Annotated in this window: 18 protein-coding genes; all 18 read left to right on the forward strand. The window is 65.7% G+C overall.

Features of this window, described 5'->3' with window-relative positions; all coding sequences use genetic code 11:
- The first annotated feature begins 9 nt into the window (after nucleotides 1-9).
- The 18 genes from D7T59_RS07305 to D7T59_RS07390 all read left to right on the forward strand — a co-directional run bounded on the left by D7T59_RS07305 (nucleotide 10) and on the right by D7T59_RS07390 (nucleotide 18,266).
- On the forward strand, nucleotides 10-1,221 hold the full coding sequence (locus tag D7T59_RS07305; protein ID WP_180851631.1) for a hypothetical protein: 1,212 nt from the start codon (nucleotides 10-12) through the stop codon (nucleotides 1,219-1,221).
- Nucleotides 1,218-2,036, forward strand: coding sequence for a hypothetical protein (locus D7T59_RS07310; protein WP_180851629.1), 819 nt, complete (start codon nucleotides 1,218-1,220; stop codon nucleotides 2,034-2,036). Before D7T59_RS07305 ends, D7T59_RS07310 begins: the two co-directional genes overlap by 4 nt.
- Before the next feature lie 33 nt (nucleotides 2,037-2,069).
- Nucleotides 2,070-3,368, forward strand: coding sequence for an ABC transporter permease (locus D7T59_RS07315; protein ID WP_180851627.1), 1,299 nt, complete (start codon nucleotides 2,070-2,072; stop codon nucleotides 3,366-3,368).
- Nucleotide 3,369: 1 nt separating this feature from the next.
- Complete coding sequence (locus D7T59_RS07320) at nucleotides 3,370-4,569, forward strand: ABC transporter permease (RefSeq protein WP_180851625.1); 1,200 nt, start codon at nucleotides 3,370-3,372, stop codon at nucleotides 4,567-4,569.
- Between the two features lie 129 nt (nucleotides 4,570-4,698).
- A complete protein-coding gene (locus D7T59_RS07325) occupies nucleotides 4,699-6,096 on the forward strand; it encodes a cytochrome ubiquinol oxidase subunit I (protein ID WP_164136904.1) in 1,398 nt (465 codons plus the stop codon).
- Nucleotide 6,097: 1 nt separating this feature from the next.
- Nucleotides 6,098-7,111, forward strand: coding sequence for a cytochrome d ubiquinol oxidase subunit II (gene cydB / locus D7T59_RS07330; protein ID WP_005414876.1), 1,014 nt, complete (start codon nucleotides 6,098-6,100; stop codon nucleotides 7,109-7,111).
- Nucleotides 7,112-7,327: 216 nt separating this feature from the next.
- Nucleotides 7,328-8,071 (forward strand): beta-ketoacyl synthase chain length factor, encoded by a 744-nt coding sequence (locus tag D7T59_RS07335; RefSeq protein WP_180851623.1) that lies wholly within the window; start codon nucleotides 7,328-7,330, stop codon nucleotides 8,069-8,071.
- The gene (locus D7T59_RS07340; protein WP_180851621.1) at nucleotides 8,064-8,861 is read left to right on the forward strand and encodes a 1-acyl-sn-glycerol-3-phosphate acyltransferase; all 798 of its coding nucleotides are present in this window, start codon (nucleotides 8,064-8,066) and stop codon (nucleotides 8,859-8,861) included. Before D7T59_RS07335 ends, D7T59_RS07340 begins: the two co-directional genes overlap by 8 nt.
- Nucleotides 8,848-9,105 (forward strand): phosphopantetheine-binding protein, encoded by a 258-nt coding sequence (locus tag D7T59_RS07345; protein WP_005411610.1) that lies wholly within the window; start codon nucleotides 8,848-8,850, stop codon nucleotides 9,103-9,105. Before D7T59_RS07340 ends, D7T59_RS07345 begins: the two co-directional genes overlap by 14 nt.
- Nucleotides 9,106-9,122: 17 nt before the next feature.
- A complete protein-coding gene (locus D7T59_RS07350) occupies nucleotides 9,123-9,380 on the forward strand; it encodes an acyl carrier protein (protein ID WP_005411609.1) in 258 nt (85 codons plus the stop codon).
- 22 nt (nucleotides 9,381-9,402) lie between these two features.
- On the forward strand, nucleotides 9,403-9,954 hold the full coding sequence (locus tag D7T59_RS07355) for a COG4648 family protein (protein ID WP_049431675.1): 552 nt from the start codon (nucleotides 9,403-9,405) through the stop codon (nucleotides 9,952-9,954).
- The gene (locus D7T59_RS07360) at nucleotides 9,947-11,632 is read left to right on the forward strand and encodes an ApeI family dehydratase (protein ID WP_180851619.1); all 1,686 of its coding nucleotides are present in this window, start codon (nucleotides 9,947-9,949) and stop codon (nucleotides 11,630-11,632) included. Before D7T59_RS07355 ends, D7T59_RS07360 begins: the two co-directional genes overlap by 8 nt.
- A complete protein-coding gene (locus D7T59_RS07365) occupies nucleotides 11,622-12,392 on the forward strand; it encodes a glycosyltransferase family 2 protein (RefSeq protein WP_180851617.1) in 771 nt (256 codons plus the stop codon). Before D7T59_RS07360 ends, D7T59_RS07365 begins: the two co-directional genes overlap by 11 nt.
- 1 nt (nucleotide 12,393) lies before the next feature.
- Nucleotides 12,394-13,335: an LpxL/LpxP family acyltransferase gene (locus D7T59_RS07370; RefSeq protein ID WP_006402023.1), complete on the forward strand. Its 942-nt coding sequence runs from the start codon at nucleotides 12,394-12,396 to the stop codon at nucleotides 13,333-13,335.
- On the forward strand, nucleotides 13,325-14,875 hold the full coding sequence (locus D7T59_RS07375; protein ID WP_164136897.1) for an HAL/PAL/TAL family ammonia-lyase: 1,551 nt from the start codon (nucleotides 13,325-13,327) through the stop codon (nucleotides 14,873-14,875). The genes D7T59_RS07370 and D7T59_RS07375 overlap by 11 nt, the downstream gene beginning before the upstream one ends.
- A complete protein-coding gene (locus tag D7T59_RS07380) occupies nucleotides 14,862-15,293 on the forward strand; it encodes an acyl-CoA thioesterase (RefSeq protein ID WP_005411603.1) in 432 nt (143 codons plus the stop codon). The genes D7T59_RS07375 and D7T59_RS07380 overlap by 14 nt, the downstream gene beginning before the upstream one ends.
- A gap of 2 nt (nucleotides 15,294-15,295) precedes the next feature.
- Nucleotides 15,296-15,919 carry an outer membrane lipoprotein carrier protein LolA gene (locus tag D7T59_RS07385; RefSeq protein ID WP_180851710.1) on the forward strand — a complete coding sequence of 208 codons (624 nt, stop codon included), beginning with the start codon at nucleotides 15,296-15,298 and terminating at the stop codon, nucleotides 15,917-15,919.
- Complete coding sequence (locus tag D7T59_RS07390; RefSeq protein ID WP_180851616.1) at nucleotides 15,912-18,266, forward strand: MMPL family transporter; 2,355 nt, start codon at nucleotides 15,912-15,914, stop codon at nucleotides 18,264-18,266. Before D7T59_RS07385 ends, D7T59_RS07390 begins: the two co-directional genes overlap by 8 nt.
- The last annotated feature ends 7 nt before the right edge of the window (nucleotides 18,267-18,273 follow it).

The following is an 18,273-nucleotide window of genomic DNA, read 5'->3' on the forward strand; positions in this document are numbered from 1 at the left end:
GAGAGGTTGATGAGAACTTCCATAGAGGAAATCAGGAGAGCGATTGAAGATCCGCGTAGAACGGTTGAAGTTTGCTCGGTACTTCTGGATGCATGGTTTGAAGTTGCTCCGCGTCGTTTGGGCGAAGCTCTTTCGAAATTCAGAGCGAAGAAGCTCGAGAACCACGAATGTGTGGAGAAATTTGAAAGAACGTTCAAGAACCTGGATCCCGCGGCAAGAAGAAGATTGCTTGGCTCCCCGTGGGTTTCTGGATTCATGGATGATCCAGATGGATTCTCTCATGAAGATCCAGATGGAAGGCCCGTCTCGACCATCGAAGCACTTCATCTCGCCGCAAGGGCGGAGTGTCCAATTTCTCCAAACCATGAAGAAGCGGGAGGGTTGTACCGTAGGAAGGAAGTCGAAAGCCCACTAGGGGAGTGGGTGGTAAAGCAGCGTAATTTCGGATTTGAAAAGGTTGAGCGCCCAAAAGTGGGGGGCGTGATTGCTCTGGACGTGGATAGTGGACTGGCACGCCGGAACGAACCTGAGAGCGGAACGTTTTGTAATCCATTCATGAGTATTTCACCAGAAGAGCTTGTGGTAATCCAGGAGAAGCTGGAAGCCGCCATAGAGCTCGTGGACAAAGCCACTCCACATCTGGGTCTGCTGATTCGAATATTCACAAGGCGTGTTTTTGTGAGGAAGTCGATCCAGCTGGGTGATCAGGTTTCACCACTCAATCTTGGATCCGAGTATCGGCCGATTCATGTTGGTTGCATCCGAATTCTCAATGTTCACAGGCCAGAAATGACCGTGGATCTTTGCGCAGAGGCAATTCTGCATGAGTCCGTACACTCGTATCTCTCCGCCTATGAAGAGGTGCACGGGAAGTTCATGTCAGGTGCAATCAGGGTGCGCCCGGTTTCACCATGGTCAGGAAATTTCATTCCCAACCATTCGCTGGCACACGCGGTTTTTGTTTACTACGCCATCCATCAGCTTCTCGGGAGATTGGTTGGTGTCGGCGGCGAGATTGGAGAAGAAGCCGTGAGGAGAATGAAGCGACGACTGATGCACGTAGCGGGCGGATTCTTCATCGAACGGAAGATCTCGACGCTATTCGTACTGGAGTCACCCGCCTCATTGCAGCTAATGGCGGTCGTGGATGAAATTCAGGAGGAGATCAGGGCTCAGTACGGCCGAAAAGTGCAAAGGGAGATGCTGGAGAGCGTGGCATGAAGATTCCAACCATTGTCATCCACTCCGATCCGGAGGACGTTGTCGCAACCGTGCTGAGAGATGTCGAGGGTGTGAGTGTGATCCATCTGGACGAGCTGACTCAAAGTTGGTGCGTTCAGGAGGCTGAGATCATTGAACCCGCAATGGAAACGTCGATTCCTAACATGTGGTCCGCCTACATCATCAACAGAGTCTTCGATCTCTCTTGCACCGAGATTGGCAAGCGTCTTCGTGCATTCGGATTGCATGAGAACTGGGCACACACAGCTTTGGGTTCGGTTCTATCGCGAGCGCACGCACTGGCGTATGGAATTGGTCCTCGGGGAGTGAGTAGATCGCTTCTCCCCTTGAATGTGCAATGGAAGCTTCTTTCCGAGCGTATTCCAGGCATTAGAACGCCACGTTTTGCTTTTGGGTTCGGTCATCGAATGCCTGATATGTCGCACCTGGACAAATTCGTACAGAAGTCAGTCTGGTCCTACTTCCGGTGGGATGGTGATTCTGATGTCGCAGAAGGGGAGCAGCAGTGGCACCCATTCTTCGTCGAACAGCCGCAAGGCATCCCAATCATATGTAGCTACCACGGAGAGGCGTTTGCACTGAGTTTCCCCAGGGGGCGACCCAAGGCGGATCTTGGGGCCTTTCCCGCTCTCATATGCGCATGCCGGGAACTTTTCGACAGCAGGATGGGCGAGATTCTGGTGTACCAAGAGAACGGAATCCTGACCTTCTGCGCCTGCAGCCCATACATGGCTGGAATAGGTGAGCTGGAAGAAAGGGAGCAACTTCTTCTACAGGGAGTTCCTTCGAGTTGAAGTTGAGGGCTCTGCAAAGGCCAAGGAGGGTACGTGCACGGTTACTACATCAAGATGTCGTTGATTCGATTCAAGCAGAGAGTCGGCACTCATCTGGCAATCGCTCTCATGCTGGGTGCAGGGGTAGGGATCACTACCGTGATGCTTTCCATTGTTCTCCAAGCATCGTCGGATCCCGCGCCAGGCCGGAGCTCGGCATTGTTCCGCCCCTACCTTGACGCGCGTCCAGATGCACTGCGCAGTGGCTCTCCGGATCCTGGTCAGTCACTGACCTGGCCAGACGCGAAGGTGCTTCTGAATCAAGGCCGGACGTGGAAGCAGGCAGCAATGGCAGGGGGCGCGGTGACGCTCTCCCGGCCGGGAGAGTCCAGCGCAAGATTGCGCGCCAGGTTCGCCACGTCCGAAGTCTTCAGTGTCCTTGGCATTGCCGTTGTTCAAGGGCGCGCATGGACCGCCGAGGAGGGGCATGCTTCGAGTCGAATAGTGGTTCTGTCGCGTGCGCTCGCAGCGCGCGAGTGTGCACAGGACTGTGTTGGTCATCGGTTGGAATTGGGCAGACGCACCTATACCGTAGTGGGTGTCGCGGAGGATTGGCATCCGGTGCCTATGTTTCAGGGAGATCTCACACGCAGACCGTTTGTGGAGCCTGACGAGATCTACCTGCCGGTTGAAACTGCAATCGCAGACAAACTGACGGTTCTGGACGGGACGGCGATCTGGGGTGGTGACCAGGACACGGATCCTGCAGGGGCCAACGTTTCCTGGCTTCAATTGTGGGTGTGGCTGCCCACCGCAGATGATGTCGCCGCTTACCGCGCGGTTCTAAACGCCTATGCGAAAGAAAAGAGGCTTCGGGTCGAGCCAGGCTCACAGCAGGTCGCACTCTGGCCCTTGATGGATTGGCTGGACAGGCTGGGATTGGTTCCGGAGCAGGCCAGGATGCAGCTTCGGTTGTCGCTGATCCTTCTCGGCGTGTGCATCGTCAACGCGGCGGCGCTGCTGAGCTTCAGCCTGGGGCGCCGTCGGCGGGAGCTCGCGATACGACGTGCACTGGGTGCGCGACGCCGGGACGTGTTCATCCAGCTCATGTGGGAATCCATCGCGGCAGGAGCCGCAAGCAGTGCGCTCGCTGTCGTCACCTATACGCTGGGAATCCGGTTGGTTGCTGCGGGAGACGTTCTGCCCAGCGCGATAACGGCGATGCATGCTGGGGCAATGCTGATGGCCGCTGGCCTGGGAGTCGTCACGACGTTGCTCTGTTCATTGGTCCCATCGTTTGAAATCTGCAGGGTCAGCTCCCTGTCGAGTGCCTTCGCGAAGGGGGCTGCCTGAAATGTTCGACTCGATGAGGGAGACCCGACGACACTTGGGAAGTGCCGCACTGCTTGCAGTCCAGGCAGCGCTTGCAGGCCTGGCATGTGCGTTCGCACTGCAATCCGCGCTGGACAGCTTCGCCAGATTGAACACCGGAAGCATCCAGGAGGCAGGGTCGATTGGTGTGGTCAGGGTCTCGGATGTCGAAGACGGCGCGGATGCGGCAGTGCTGCGGGCAGACCTGTCTGCGATCCGGCTGCCCGGTGTTCAGGACACGGTTGTGAGCGACGCTGTTCCGTTCGGGGGAAGAGCCCATCGATACGGCGTATGCACCAGTGAGTCAGCCATGGCGTACTCGATGAACTCGGGCACGACAGACGTAGCTGGATGTGATCGCATTCCCGTGGCAACTGCAAGCTCTGGCTTGCTGGCGATGTTGGGCGCGGGAATCGTCCTGGGACGGGATGCCACAGAGGACGACATGGCTGAAGGGGTTCCGGTAGTACTGATCAGTGAAGCGCTGGCTGCTCGTCTGTTCGGAACGGAGGGTGCTGTTGGCCGCCACCTGTATTTCGGCCCCGGCAGCAGCCGGGTCATCGTGGGCGTATTTGCGTCTGTTGCTGGACCGGCACCAGGAGGCAATGAGCGGGACTCGCAGTGGGCGCTGCTTCCAGGCCTTCCCATCGGCGCCAGTCGCTATTATCTGGCGAAGTGGAGGTCGGAGGTTGATCGTTCTTCGCTTGATCGCATTGGCGATGCGCTGCAGCGCCCTTATCGGATCGTGAATCCAGCCGGTGTCGAGACGCTGGCGGGATATCGCGACGCCTACGTCAAAGCTGATCGCTTCGCTACGACCGTGCTCGCGTTCATGACGGCCGTTGTTCTCGGTGTGCTGATGGCCGGAGTTTCCGGAGTTGTAGGTGCATGGCTTGATCAGCGCCGGCACTCCATTGGGATTCGACGGACATTGGGTGCTCGCGGATCCGTGATCTTTGCCGAAATCATGTTCGAGGTTTCACTGTTCACCACGCTGGGTACCCTGCTCGGCGCGTTGTCGTTGCAGTGGATAGGGCCGCCACAGGATGGCATCAAAGGTTCACTGTGGTTCTCGATATCGAGCGCTGTCGTGCTGGTGATGGCGGCCTGCTTGGCCGCACTGGTACCCCGGGCTCTGCGAATCGCCAAGGAGCCGCCCTTGACCTTGCTGAAGCCCCTATAGCCCATTCATCCTGTCACCCAGCTTCGCCTGCGACAAAGTGAAGCAGCGCGTCACCCGGTCGCATCCCGCCTTAACCAAATCCTCCTAAAGTGGTCCGGTATCCCACCCGTACCCGGCAGGAGGCGTCCCTTGGACGCGTTGTTGTTGTCCCGGATCCAGTTCGGATTCGTCATCAGTTTCCACGTGCTGTTCCCCGCTTTCACCATCGGCACGGCCAGCTGGCTGGCCTTCATCGAATGGCGCTGGCTGCGCACGAAGTTGCCCGTGTGGCGCGAACTGTATTTCTTCTGGCAGAAGATCTTCGCGGTGTCGTTCGGCATGGGCGTGGTCAGCGGCATCGTCATGGCCTTCCAGTTCGGTACCAATTGGCCTCGCCTCAGCGAGGTCGCAGGTACGGTCATCGGCCCGCTGCTGACCTACGAAGTGCTGACCGCGTTCTTCCTGGAGGCCAGCTTCCTTGGCGTGATGATGTTCGGCTGGGGCCGGGTCTCGCCGCGCCTGCATTTCCTGTCCACCTGCATGGTGGCGCTGGGCACGCTGTTCTCCACGTTCTGGATCCTGTCGTCCAACAGCTGGCTGCACACGCCGGCCGGCTACGAGATGGTCAACGGCATCGTGCATCCGGTGGACTGGTGGCAGGTGGTGTTCAACCCCTCGTTCCCGTACCGGCTGGCGCACATGGCGCTGGGCTCGTTCATCACCACCTGTTTCGTGATCGGTGGCGTGGGTGCGTGGTACCTGCGCAAGGGAACACACGTGGAAGCGGGCCGACGCATGCTGATCGCAGCGGTCGCGTTCGCGGCATTGACCGTGCCGGTGCAGATCTTCGTCGGCGACATGCATGGCCTGAACACGCTCAAGCACCAGCCGATGAAGATCGCGGCGATGGAAGCGCACTGGCATGAAACGAAGGAGGGCGAGGGCGTGCCGCTGGTGGTGTTCGCACTGCCCAACGAAAAGGAAGAGCGCAACGATTTCGAAGTGGCCATCCCGAAGCTGGGCAGCGTGATCCTCACCCATTCGCTGGACGGCACCTTCGATCCGCTTACCTCGGTTCCGGCCAGCGAGCGGCCGCCGGTGACGCCAGTGTTCTTCGCCTTCCGCATCATGGTCGGGCTGGGCACGCTGATGCTGCTGCTGGCCTGGGTGTCGGCTTTCCAGCTGTGGCGGAAGAGGCTGCTGGATTCGCCGTGGCTGCTTCGCGGCTGGAACTGGATGCTGCCCAGCGGCTTCATCGCGCTGTTGTCCGGTTGGTTCGTCACCGAGATGGGGCGCCAGCCGTGGGTGGTGTACGGCGTGCTGCGCACCGCTGATGCGGTGGGCCCGCAGAGCGCTTGGATGACCGCGCTGTCGCTGGGCGTTTACGTGGTCGGCTACGCCTTCGTGTTCGGCTGGGGCATCTGGTACCTGGTGAAGATCCTGCGCCACGGACCGCAGCCGTATGCCGAAGGGCCATCGCTGGACCACGGCAGCCACACCCCGGCACGCCCGCTGTCGGCGGCCGACGAACCGCTGGAGGAGCGCTGACATGGACCTGATGACCTGGCTGCCGGTGGCATGGTTCGCGGTGATCGGCTTCGGCGTGCTGATGTACGTGGTGCTGGACGGCTTCGTGCTCGGCATCGGCATCCTTGCCCCGTTCGCCGAGGACGAGGAACAGCTGGACCTGATGATGAACACCGCCGCGCCGATCTGGGACGGCAACGAGACCTGGCTGGTGCTGGGGGGCGCCGGCCTGCTGGCGGCGTTCCCGAAGGCCTATGCGGTGCTGCTGTCGGCGCTGTACCTGCCGGTGCTGCTGCTGGTGGTGGCACTGGTGTTCCGCGGCGTGGCGTTCGAGTTCCGGTTCAAGGCGCATCGTTCGCGCCGGCTGTGGAGCGTGGCGTTCGGCCTTGGTTCGCTGCTGGCGACCTTCGCCCAGGGCGTGATCCTCGGCACTCTGGTGCAGGGCATCCCGCTGGTGGACGGCGTCTATCAGGGTGGACCGTTCGCCTGGTTCAGCCCGTTCGCGATGCTGACCGGCGCCGCGCTGGTCGCCGGCTATGCGTTGCTGGGCAGCACCTGGCTGATCCTGAAGACCGAAGGGCGCGTGCAGGCGCTGGCACGGCAGATGACCCGCCCGCTGGTGGTGGCGGTGATCGCGGCGATGGGCCTGGTCAGCAGCTGGCTGCCGTTCCTCGATTCGCGGTTGATGGCGCGCTGGTTCAGCGACGGCAACTTCTGGTGGCTGTCGCCGGTGCCGCTGCTGACCCTGGCGGTGGCCGCCGCGCTGTGGCGCAGCGCGACCCATCCACGCCGCGACCTGCCGCCGTTCCTGCTCAGCCTGGCGCTGTTCGTGCTCGGCTTCCTCGGCCTGGTGCTGGGCATGTGGCCGTACCTGCTGCCGCCGTCGATGACCCTGTGGCAGGCGGCGGCGCCGGCGTCTTCGCTGGGCTTCACGCTGGTTGGGCTGGTCATTCTGTTGCCGGTCATCCTCGGCTATACGGCCTGGTCCTACCGGGTGTTCCGCGGCAAGGTGCACGCCGACACCGGTTACCACTGATCGATTGAAGGCGGGGCCGGCCGTTGCCTGGCCCCGCGTTGGGGAATGTGAAACCTGCACACCCTGCGCGGGACGTGCTAGCGTGCGCTCCTTTCCGGCGGCCAGGGGGGCAGCCGGCGACGTCCTGGACGGACGCACGGCTGCAGGAATGGGGGCCGCCGCGCGTCGCCGTAATGGCTCGTGCCTATCGTTCTCCCGTTGAAGCACCAACGCTAAATGATTGAATTCTCCATCGTCGACTGGGCTGCGTGGGCGCCCGGCCTGAGCGAGCGTAGCCAGTGGCTGGGCTGGGCCGATGCGCCGTACCTGCCGCATGGCGGGGATACGCCGGCACTGGCGGAGGTTCCGGCAATGCAACGCCGTCGCATCGAGCGGTTGGGCCGCATGGCGATCCAGGCCGCGTGCTGGTGCGAGGACGGGCAGGGGGCTGACAGCGACGTGCCGCTGGTGTTCGCCAGCCGCCATGGCGACGTCGCGCGTTCGATGGACCTGCTGGGTGCGCTGGTCGGCGACCAGCCGTTGTCGCCAACCGGATTCGGCCTGTCGGTGCACAACGCGATCGCCGCGCTGTACTCCATCGCCCGCGGCCATCGCGGCAACTACCTGGCATTGGCTGCCGGCCAGGCCACGGTCGAGGCCGCGTGCCTGGAGGCCGTCGGCCTGCTGGCCGATGGCGCCCGCGAGGTGCGGGTGGTGGTCTACGAATCCCCGCTTCCTGAAATTTACGCGACGTTCGCCGACGAACCCGACCCGTTCTTTGCGTGGTGCTGGCGGCTGACGGCGCCGGCCGCGGGGCGGCCGACGTTCGCACTGCAATGGCAGCCGGCCGAAGAACAGGCCGCTTCTGCGCCGGGCCTGCTGCCGCATGCGCTGGACCTGCACCGCTTCCTGTTGTCCGGCGCGCCGGCGCTGGAGCACGTGGCCCATGGCCAGCGCTGGCGCTGGAGCCGCCGTGAGTGAGCTGCTGCGCCGCCTCGACTACGCCTGGCGGGTGTTCGGCACCGGCCTGAGCTTTGCTGCGTTTGGCCTTGGCGGGCTGCTGCTCGGCGTCCTGATGATGCCGGTGCTGCTGCTGATGCGGGACCCGGTGGCCCGTCGCCGGCGCGCCCGGCGCGTGGTCCAGGCCGCGTTTGCCAGCCATGTCCGGCTGATGTGCCGGCTGGGGGTGATGACCCTGCAGATCGAAGGCCGGGAACGCCTGCAGCGCGACGGTTTGCTGGTTCTGGCCAATCACCCGACCCTGATCGACGTGGTCTGCCTGATTTCGTTGCTGCCCAACGCCGATTGCGTGGTCAAGCGGGCCGTGGCCTGCAACCCGTTCATGCGTGGTCCGGTGCGGGCGGCCGGCTACATCTCCAACGATGATGGCGCTGGCCTGGTGGACGACTGCGTAGCCGCGGTGCAGGCCGGCGGCACCCTGGTCATCTTCCCGGAAGGCACCCGCAGCGTGCCCGGACAGCCGCCGCGCCTGCAGCGGGGCGCGGCCAACATCGCCGTGCGCGGACGCCTGGACATCACCCCGGTGCGGATCACCTGCACCCCGCCAACCCTGACCAAGGGGCAGAAGTGGTATCGTGTCCCCTCACGTCGCTTTCACGTTCGGCTGCAGATCGGCGAAGATATCCCGATCGCGCCATTCTTGGCCGAAGACGACTCGCCAAGGGGGGATGCCTTGGCGGCACGCCGCGTTACCGAGCACCTTTCTCGTTATTTCGACCTGTCTGGAGAGCCGCCCCGTGCAAGCACTTGAGCACGAGATCAAGGAATTGATCATTTCCTCCCTTTCGCTGGAGGACATCACGCCGGAGGACATCGATCCGACCGCGCCGCTGTTCGTCGAGGGCCTCGGCCTGGATTCGATCGACGCGCTGGAGCTGGGCCTGGCGCTGCAGAAGAAGTACGGTGTCAGCCTCTCGGCCGATTCGGAAGAAACCCGTCGCCATTTCTCCAGCGTGCGCGCGCTCGGCGAGTTCGTCGCCGCCCGCCAGTCGTAACGGCGCCAGGAATTGCCATGACCAAGAATGAACTGTTCGAACGCATCGTCAGCATCCTGACCGACAGCTTCGAGATCGAGACCGCCCGGATCACCCCCGAGGCACGCCTGTACGACGACCTGGACATCGACAGCATCGATGCGGTCGACCTGATCGTGCAGCTCAAGCCGCTGCTTGGCCGCAACCTGCAGCCGGAAGCCTTCAAGGCCGTGCGCACCGTGCAGGACATCGTCGATGTCGTGCACGGGCTGCTGCCGGACCAGGCAGCAGCCTGACCGCAGCGCCGGCGGCTCCGCCATGGCACGCGCACGCACGTTCGTGGTGGCTGCGATTTCGCTGGCCTACCCGGTGCTGGTGTACCTGGCGATGGGCCGTTTCGAGCCACGCTGGCTGTCGCTGCTGCTGTTCACCCTGGCCCTGCTGCGCGCGCTGAGTACGCGCCAGCCGCTGTGGTGGGCGGCGGCGGCGGGTACCGGCCTGCTGGCCGTGCTGGCCACCGTGCTCAACCAGGCCCTGCCGCTGAAGCTGTACCCGGCGTTGGTCAACGTGGTGATGCTGGCGGTGTTCGGCACCAGCCTGCGCTTCGGCCCGCCGCTGGTGGAGCGCTTGGCGCGGCTGCAGGAGCCGGACCTGCCAGCGTTCGCGGTGGCCTATACCCGGCGCGTCACCCAGGTGTGGTGTGGCTTCTTCGTTCTCAACGGCAGCCTGGCCCTGCTGACCGCGCTTTACGCGTCGGACCGGGTCTGGATGCTCTACAACGGATTGTTGGCGTACGTGATGATGGGCGTGTTGTTTGCAGGTGAGTGGCTGGTGCGGCGTCGGGTCAAGGCAGCGCACGCGCATGGCTGAGTGGATTGCCCTGGACGGGCTGCTGGTGGACCCGCAGCCGAACCGCAGCATCGGCCTCTGCGAGGGCGAGGTGATCGATCATGCCCGCTTCCGCCAGCAGGTGCTGGGCTGGCGTGCGGCCTTTGCTGCTGCCGATGGCCGCGACTGGGCCCTGTACTTCGATGACGCGGTGGCCTTCGCTGCGGCGCTGTTCGGCGCCTGGCATGCCGGCAAGCGGGTGTTCCTGGCCGCCGACAACCTGCCGGCCACGCTGCAGGCGCTGCAGCCGCAGGTGAGCGGCTTCGCCGGTGATGTTTCCGCCGACTACCGACCACTGGTTGCCTCCACCGCTGGCGTGCACGGCGAACTGCAGGTGCTGGACGAGCGCGCCTGCGAGCTGTGCGTGTTCACCTCCGGCAGCACCGGCCAGCCCAGTGCGATCAACAAGCGCATGGACCAGCTGGCGCGCGAGGTGGATGCGCTGCAGGCTGCGTTCGGCGCGCAGCTGGAAGGCGCGCAGGTGCATGGCACGGTGTCCCACCAGCACATCTACGGGCTGCTGTTCCGCGTGCTGTGGCCGCTGGCCGCCGGCCGCCTGATCCATCCGCGCCGGTTCTTCCACGAAGACCTGGTGGGCGCGCTGGCCGGTACCGACACCGTGCTGGTGGCGACGCCAGCCCACCTCAAGCGTCTGCCCGAGCAGCTCGACTGGGCCAGCCTGCACGGTCGCCTGCGCGCGGTGTTCTCCTCCGGTGGCCCACTGCCGGAAGAAGCCGCACGCCAGGTACGGCAGTGGCTGGGCGTGGCACCAACCGAGGTTTACGGCAGCAGCGAGACCGGTGGTATCGCCTGGCGCCGCTGGGACACCGACCTGCCGCCGTGGCAGCCGCTGCCGGGCGTGCAGTGGCGCATCGAGGATGGCTGCCTGGCTGTCGCCTCGGCGCATCTGGAAACCCTCGACTGGTGGCGCACCCAGGACCGCGTGGAAGCATTGGCCGATGGCCGCTTCCGCCTGCTGGGCCGCGCCGACCGCATCGTCAAGATCGAAGAGCGCCGCGTTTCGCTGGATGCGCTGGAACGCGCGCTGCGCGAAGACGCCGAAGTGGACGACGTGCGCGTGCTGGTCCTGCCAGGACAGCGTGAGCAGCTGGCAGCGGTGGTGGTACCGGCCGATCCGGCGCTGCTGGAGGACGGTGACGCCGCGCGCCGCGCGCTGGGCCAGCGCCTTGGCGCGCGCCTGGCGCAGGCACATGACGCGGTCACCCGGCCGCGCCGCTGGCGCCTGGTGCAGGCGCTGCCGATCAACGCACAGGGCAAGGTCACCCAGGCGGCACTGGCGGCGCTGTTCCAGCCGCTGATGCCGGTACCGGCATGGGAGCACCGCGACGCTGCAAGCGCCACCCTGCGCATGACCCTCGACCCGGCGCTGCGGCCGTTCCAGGGCCATTTCCCGCAGGCGGCGATCCTGCCCGGCGTGGCGCAGCTGGACTGGGCCGTGCGTTTCGGCCGCCAGGCGTTTGCGATACCGGCTGCGTTTCTGCGCATGGATGCGGTGAAGTTCCAGCACGTGGCCCGCCCGGGCGATGAGCTGACCCTGCAGCTGGACTGGGATGCCGCCCGCAATGTGCTGGCCTTCCGCTACACCTCCAGCCACGGTGTGCATGCCAGCGGCAAGGTGGTTTTCGCCGATGCGGACTGACCCGGCCGTTGCCGGTGCCGCGTTCGCGCCACTGGTGGTGATTCCCGTCTACGACCACGAGCACGCCATCGCGGCGGTGGTCGACGGCGTGCAGGCCGCCGGCCTGCCGTGCCTGCTGGTCGACGATGGCTCGCATGAGGCGTGCGCGATGGTGCTGCGCTCGCTGGCGCAGCGCCACGGCGTCGACCTGCTGCGCCTGGACATCAACCAGGGCAAGGGTGGGGCGATGCTGGCCGGTTTTGCCGAAGCCGCTGCGCGTGGCTACAGCCACGTGCTGCAGATCGATGCCGACGGCCAGCACGACACCGCCGACCTGCCGCGCTTCATCGATGCGGCGCGTGCGCACCCGGGTGCGGTGATCTGCGGCATTCCGGCCTACGACGCCAGTGTTCCGAAAGCGCGCCTGTACGGCCGCTACGCCACCCACATCTGGGTCTGGATCAACACGCTGTCGCTGCACCTGCGCGACACCATGTGCGGCTTCCGCGTGTATCCGCTGCCGCCGGTGCTGCGCCTGATCGGTGAAGAGACCATCGGCCGGCGCATGGATTTCGATACTGAAGTGATGGTGCGCCTGTACTGGCGGCAGCTGCCGGTCGAGCACCTGGCCACGCGCGTGACCTATCCGGCCGACGGTGTGTCCCATTTCGATGTGTGGCGCGACAACGTGCGCATCAGCCGCATGCACACCCGCCTGTTCTTCGGCATGCTGCCGCGCGCACCGCGCCTGCTGTGGCGCCGCCTGCGGGGGCAGTGCTGAGATGGCGGCCGCGCAGGGCGCCCCACACTGGGCCGACATCGGCGAATCCACGTCGGTGGCCGGCGTGCTGTTCCTGTGCTGGGTGCACCGCTGGTTCGGACGCTGGCCGTTCCGCCTGTGCGTGTGGCCGGTGGTGGCCTGCCATTGGCTGGGCAACCGCGTTGGCCGCCAGGCCTCGATGCAGTACCTGCAGCGGTTGCAGGCACACAGCGGCGTGCTGGGCCGTGCGCCGACCCGGCGCGACAGCCTGCGCCACTTCTTCGCCTTCGCCGACACGATGCTGGACAAGATCCTCGGTCTGGGCGGGCGCTACCCGGCCGAACGCATCCACCTGCATCGCGACCTGGTGCTTGAAAAGATCGCGCGCCGCGAAGGCGGGCTGATCCTGACCGCGCACATCGGCTGCCTGGAGCTGTGCCAGGTGCTGGCCGAGCAGGTGCCGGGTTTCCGCATCACCGTGCTGGTGCATACCGCACACGCGCAGCGCTTCAACCGCCTGCTGCAGCGGCTGGACCCGCTGGCCGCGGTGGAACTGGTGCAGGTAACCGAAATGGGCCCGGCCACGGCGATGATGCTGGCCGAGCGCGTGGCGGCCGGTGGCTTCGTCGCCATCGTCGGCGACCGCACGCCGGTGCAGGGCGGCCGCAGTGTCACCGCTGATTTCCTTGGCCACCGCGCCCCGTTCCCGATCGGTGCCTATGTGCTCGCCGCCGCGCTGGGCTGCCCGGTCTACACCATGGCCTGCCTGCACCAGGGCGAGGGCTATCGCGTGGCATTTGAACAGTTCGCCGAACGCATCGTGCTGCCGCGTGGCTCGCGCGACGCCGCGCTGGCCGAACAGGCACAGCGCTTCGCGCGCTGGCTGGAACTCCAGGTCATCCAGTCCCCGTTGGACTGGTTCAATTTCTTTCCCTTCTGGGATCAGGCTCCGCATGACGACTGACGCCGTACCCGTGTGCCGCTTTGGCGATGCACCGTTGACCATTGAAGACGTGGTTGCCCTGGCCCAGCGCCAGTGCGAGGCCGCACTGAGCGACGCGCCGGCGTTCCGCGCGCACATCCAGCGCGGTGCCGACTTCCTCGACCGCCTGCTGCGCGAGGACGGCGTGATCTACGGTGTGACCACCGGCTACGGCGACTCGTGCACGGTGAACATCCCGCCGGCGCTGGTGGCGGAACTGCCACACCACCTGTACACCTACCACGGCTGCGGCCTGGGCCGTTACCTGGACCCGGTCGAGACCCGTGCGGTGCTGGCGGCGCGCCTGGCCTCGCTGGTGCGCGGCATGTCCGGCGTCAGCGTGCCGCTGCTGGAAGGCCTGGCCACGCTGCTGCAGCACGATGTGCTGCCGATGATTCCGGCCGAAGGTTCGGTCGGTGCCAGTGGCGACCTGACCCCGCTGTCGTACGTGGCGGCGGTGCTGTGCGGTGAGCGCGAGGTACTGTTCGAAGGCCAGGTGCAGCCGGCAGGCCCGGTGCTGGCGAAGATCGGCATGACCCCGCTGAAGCTGCGGCCGAAGGAAGGCCTGGCGATCATGAACGGCACCGCGGTGATGACCGGCCTGGCCTGCCTGGCCTGGCAGCGTGCCGATTACCTGGCCCGCATGGCCACGCGCCTGACCGCGTTCAACGTGCTGGCCAGCGACGGCAACGCGCACCACTTCGACGAAACCCTGTTCGCGGCCAAGCCGCACCCGGGCCAGGGCCGCATCGCCGCGCGGCTGCGCAGCGACCTGCACAGCGAGCGTCCCCCGCGCAATGAACAGCGCCTGCAGGACCGCTATTCGCTGCGCTGCGCACCGCATGTGATCGGCGTGCTGGAGGACAGCCTGCCGTTCCTGCGCCAGCTGATCGAAACCGAACTGAACAGCGCCAACGACAACCCGCTGATCGATGCCGACGGCGAGCGCATCCTGCATGGCGGCCACTTCTACGGTGGCCACATCGCGCTGGCGATGGACACCCTGAAGAACACCGTGGCCAATGTTGCCGACCTGCTCGACCGGCAGCTGGCGCTGGTGGTGGATGCCCGTTACAACCATGGCCTGCCGGCTAACCTGTCGGCGGCCACTGGCCCGCGCGCGGCCATCAACCATGGCCTGAAGGCGCTGCAGATCAGCGTGTCGGCCTGGACTGCCGAAGCACTGAAGCAGACCATGCCGGCCAGCGTGTTCTCGCGTTCCACCGAGTGCCACAACCAGGACAAGGTCAGCATGGGCACCATCGCCGCGCGCGACTGCCTGCGCGTGATCGAGCTGACTGAACAGGTGGTGGCCGCGATGCTGATCGCCGCCCGCCAGGGCCTGGCGCTGCGCGAGCGGGTTGGCCTGAACGCGCAGCTGCATGGCAGTCTGGCCGACATGTACGCCGACCTGGGGCAGCGCATCGCCCTGGTTGAAGAAGACCGCGCGCTGGATCGCGAACTGCGGGAACTGCTGGTGGAGATCCGCGCGCAACGTTGGGAGCTGTATGCCGGTGAATGAGGCCATCGAACGGGTCGGCGAGATTGCGCTGACTCCCGCCTTCCATGACTGCGACCCGATGAACGTGGTCTGGCATGGCAACTACTTCAAGTACTTCGAGATCGCGCGCTGCGCACTGCTCGGCCGCTACGACTACGACTACCCGCAGATGCTCGAATCGGGCTACCTGTGGCCGGTGGTCGACGCGCGCGTGAAGTACGTGCGCCCGCTGTTGTTCAACCAGGCCCTGCGCGTGGTCGCGCGCATCGTGGAATGGGAGAACCGGCTGAAGATCGAGTACGAAATCCTCGATGCGGAAAGCGGCCAGGTGCTGACCCGTGCCATGACCATCCAGGTCGCGGTGGACGCGGCCAGCAAGGAAATGCTGTACCAGTGCCCGCCGGTGCTGTGGGAACGCCTGGGAGTGCCTGCGCCGTGACGATGCTTGCCCGTCTTTCGAGCGTGCTGCTATGCGCGCTGCTGCTCACCGTTGCGCCGCTGGTGCACGCGGCCGATGCCGCCGTCGATGCGATCACCCAGGCGGTGGCGCGGCCCGACGTGCTGCGTGGCCAGTTCAGCCAGGAAAAGCAGGTCAGCGGCTTCAAGAACCCGCTGCGCTCGCAGGGCCGGTTCGTGGTCGCGCGCCAGCACGGCGTGATCTGGACCACGCTCAAGCCGTTCCCCTCTGAAGTGGTGGTCACCGCCGACCGCATCCTCAGCCGCCAGCGCGATGGCAGCACCCGCGTCGAGCTGGATGCGCGCCAGCAGCCGGCGATGCGCTCGGTCAACGCGATCATGTTCGCGCTGATGAGTGGCGACGTGCAGGCACTGTCCAGCCAGTTCAACGTGCGGGCCAGCCGCGAAGGGCAGGGCTGGCGCCTGCGCCTGACGCCGAAGTCGGCGATGCTGGCCAAGGCCTTCGAGTCGTTGACCCTGCAGGGCGACCGTTACGTGCGCCAGGTCGAGATCGTCGAGGCCAACAAGGACCGCACGCAGATCCAGTTCAGTGCGTTGAGCGAGGCCCCGGCCACGCTCAACGCCGACGAGGCGCGCCGCTTTGAGTGAGGTCGTGGCATCGAACGTACCGGACCGGCTGCGGCGCTGGTGGCACTGGCTGGGCATTGCCTGGCTTGCGCTGCTGCTGGCGCTGGGCGCACAGCAGTGGCAGCTGTGGAGCCAGCAATCCCGGATCGACACCGACATCCTCGCCCTGCTGCCGCAGGATGCGCATGATCGCCTGCTGAGTGATGTCACCCGGCGCATCGCCGATGGCAGCTCGCGGCAGGTGGTGGTGCTGCTCGGCAGCAAGGACAGCGCGGCCGCCAAGCGGGCGCAGGCCGCGTTCGCTGCGGCCATGGCTGCCGATGCCGACAGCGCATTGCTGGTGCCCAGCGGGTCCATCGAAGGCTGGTTCGATGAGGCGCGCGCGTTCTACGCGCCGTACCGCGACCGCCTGCTGACCCCGGCCCAGCGTGACCAGCTGCAGAGTACTGAAACCGGTGCGCTGGCCGAACAGGCGCTGGCCGCGCTGTACGGCCCGATGGGTGCGCCGCGCCTGACCGACTGGCGGCAGGACCCGTTGTCGCTGTGGCCGCAGTGGTGGCAGCAGCAGGCACAGGGTTCCGGGCTGCGCCTGGGCGATGATGGCCTGCTTGAAGCCGAGGGCAAGCATTGGGCGGCGCTGCAGTTCGATACACCGGGTTCGGCATTCCAGCTCGATGGCGAGCGCCATCTTGATGGCCTGCTGGAGCGGGCCGGAAAGGCGGCCAAGGCCGCAGCGCCGGCGCTGGAAATCCTGCATGCCGGCGTGCCGCTGCATGCTGAAGCGGCGGCGGTGCAGGCCAACCAGGAAATCAACACGATCGGCTGGGGCTCCCTGGCTGCGGTGCTGCTGCTGGTGTGGCTGGCATTCCGTTCGCTGCGGCCGATCCTGCTGGTCGCCGCCTCGCTGCTGATCGGCTGTGGCGTGGCGCTGGCGGTGACCGTGCTGGTGTTCGGCAAGGTGCACGTGCTGACCCTGGTGTTCGGTGCATCGCTGGTGGGTGTAGCGGAGGATTACGGCATCCACTGGTTCGCCTCGCGCCAGGCCGAGCCGGCCGATCGCCGCTGGAAACTGCTGCGGCACCTGCTGCCAGGCCTGTGGCTGGCGCTGTTGACCAGTGCGCTGGCCTACCTCGCGTTGGGCCTGGCCCCGTTCCCGGGCCTTCGCCAGATGGCGCTGTTCTCGGTGGTGGGCCTGGCCGCGGCGTTCCTCACGGTGATCTTCTGGTTCCCGTGGCTGGATGGTGGCGAGATCCGCCAGACCCGTTTCTCGCAGTGGCTGGGCAATACGCTGGAGCGCTTCCCGCGCCTGCACGGGCGCCGCCCGGTGGCGATCTTCGTGGTGGCCGCGCTGGCGCTGTCCGCGCTGGGCATCGCGCGCCTGCAGAGCAACGACGACCTGCGCAGCCTGCAGTCGTCGCCGCCGGCGCTGATGGCCCAGCAGATCCGCCTGAGCCAGCTGCTGGGCATGCCCAGCCCGGCGCAGTTCTACCTGGTGCAGGGCGCCGATGCGGCGCAGCTGCTGCAGCGCGAGGAAGCACTGACCGGGCGCCTGCGTGTATTGGCCAACGACAAGCGGATTGGTGGCTATCGCGCCATCAGTGACTGGTTGCCATCACCGGCACGCCAGCAGGCCGATGCTGCGCTGACCGCGAAGGTGGAACCCGGCGTGCTGTCGGCGGTGTCCGAGGCCGTCGGCGAGCCGCTGCAGCGACCGCAGTTCGCCGCAGCGCCGCTCACCGCCGAAGCCTTCCTGGCCTCGCCGGCCTCGCAGCCGTTCCGCCACCTGTGGGTGGGGAAGGTGGGCGCACAGATGATCAGCGTGGTGATGGTGGATGACCTGTCGCGTGCCGATGCGCTGGCTACGCTGGAAGGTGCCGCCGAAGGCCTGCCCGGCGTGCGCTGGGTAGACCGCACCTCCGATTTCTCCAAGCTGCTGGGCCACTATCGCAAGCTGATGGGCGGGTTGCTGCTGGTCGGCATTGCACTGGTGTTCGGTGCGCTGTGGCTGCGTTACCGCCGCCAGGCCTGGCGCGTGTTCGCCCCGACCCTGATCGCCGGCGCGCTCACGCTGGGCCTGCTGGGCCTGTTCGGCCAGCCGCTGCAGCTGTTCAACGTGCTGGCGCTGATGCTGCTGCTTGGCATGGGCATCGACTACGGCATCTTCCTGATCGAGCACCGTGGCGATGCCAGCGCATGGCTGGCGGTGTGCGTGGGTGCGGCCAGCACCTGGCTGTCGTTCGGCCTGCTGGGCCTGTCGCAGACCCCGGCGCTGCGCGCGTTCGGCCTGACCCTGCTGTTCGGCATCGGCCTGGTCTGGCTGATCTCGCCGCTGTTCCGGCCGCCGCCGCACGATCTGCCGCCAGCCTGAACCCGCC

The organism is Stenotrophomonas maltophilia (assembly GCF_013464915.1).
Classification (GTDB): Bacteria; Pseudomonadota; Gammaproteobacteria; order Xanthomonadales; family Xanthomonadaceae; genus Stenotrophomonas; species Stenotrophomonas maltophilia_AT.

Bases quoted from the DNA above. Each gene is read 5' to 3' on its own strand.
- D7T59_RS07385 (WP_180851710.1), top strand. From the start codon at position 15,296: ATGCTTGCCCGTCTTTCGAGCGTGCTGCTATGCGCGCTGCTGCTCACC.
- cydB (WP_005414876.1), top strand. From the start codon at position 6,098: ATGGACCTGATGACCTGGCTGCCGGTGGCATGGTTCGCGGTGATCGGC.
- D7T59_RS07380 (WP_005411603.1), top strand. From the start codon at position 14,862: ATGCCGGTGAATGAGGCCATCGAACGGGTCGGCGAGATTGCGCTGACT.
- D7T59_RS07350 (WP_005411609.1), top strand. From the start codon at position 9,123: ATGACCAAGAATGAACTGTTCGAACGCATCGTCAGCATCCTGACCGAC.
- D7T59_RS07360 (WP_180851619.1), top strand. From the start codon at position 9,947: ATGGCTGAGTGGATTGCCCTGGACGGGCTGCTGGTGGACCCGCAGCCG.
- D7T59_RS07335 (WP_180851623.1), top strand. From the start codon at position 7,328: ATGATTGAATTCTCCATCGTCGACTGGGCTGCGTGGGCGCCCGGCCTG.
- D7T59_RS07310 (WP_180851629.1), top strand. From the start codon at position 1,218: ATGAAGATTCCAACCATTGTCATCCACTCCGATCCGGAGGACGTTGTC.
- D7T59_RS07305 (WP_180851631.1), top strand. From the start codon at position 10: ATGAGAACTTCCATAGAGGAAATCAGGAGAGCGATTGAAGATCCGCGT.
- D7T59_RS07370 (WP_006402023.1), top strand. From the start codon at position 12,394: ATGGCGGCCGCGCAGGGCGCCCCACACTGGGCCGACATCGGCGAATCC.
- D7T59_RS07355 (WP_049431675.1), top strand. From the start codon at position 9,403: ATGGCACGCGCACGCACGTTCGTGGTGGCTGCGATTTCGCTGGCCTAC.
- D7T59_RS07320 (WP_180851625.1), top strand. From the start codon at position 3,370: ATGTTCGACTCGATGAGGGAGACCCGACGACACTTGGGAAGTGCCGCA.
- D7T59_RS07365 (WP_180851617.1), top strand. From the start codon at position 11,622: ATGCGGACTGACCCGGCCGTTGCCGGTGCCGCGTTCGCGCCACTGGTG.
- D7T59_RS07375 (WP_164136897.1), top strand. From the start codon at position 13,325: ATGACGACTGACGCCGTACCCGTGTGCCGCTTTGGCGATGCACCGTTG.